This window comes from Isoptericola croceus, assembly GCF_029382255.1.
In the GTDB taxonomy this organism is placed as follows: domain Bacteria; phylum Actinomycetota; class Actinomycetes; order Actinomycetales; family Cellulomonadaceae; genus Isoptericola; species Isoptericola croceus.
The window spans coordinates 1-268 of the sequence record NZ_JARLLG010000313.1 but is presented as its reverse complement, the minus strand read 5'-3'; the positions used below and the strand labels follow the sequence as shown (position 1 = coordinate 268).

1 protein-coding gene is annotated in these 268 nt (G+C 64.6%); it reads right to left on the bottom strand.

What is annotated here, in order from left to right:
• The coding region (locus PZC42_RS24750) for a hypothetical protein (RefSeq protein WP_277214195.1) at window positions 1-268 on the bottom strand (268 nt) is incomplete at both ends.

Here is a 268-nt window from a genome sequence, read left to right as displayed (position 1 = left end):
CGGTCCCTTCCAGCTTCACGCCGGGCACCTGGCCCCACTGGTTCGTGCCGCCGCGGTCCTTCTCGAAGACGTAGAGGAATTTCATGCCGACGCTGCTGGCCTTGGCCGATACGACCAGACGTCCGTCGCTGTAGGCCATCACGTCGCCGAGTCCCTTCGACAGCGCGCCATTCGGTAGCTGGTGGTCGGTGGCGGTGATCTGCTTGATCAGGCCCCAGTTGTTATCCCCGCCGACATCCCGGCCATAGACATACACCGCGCCCTGGTC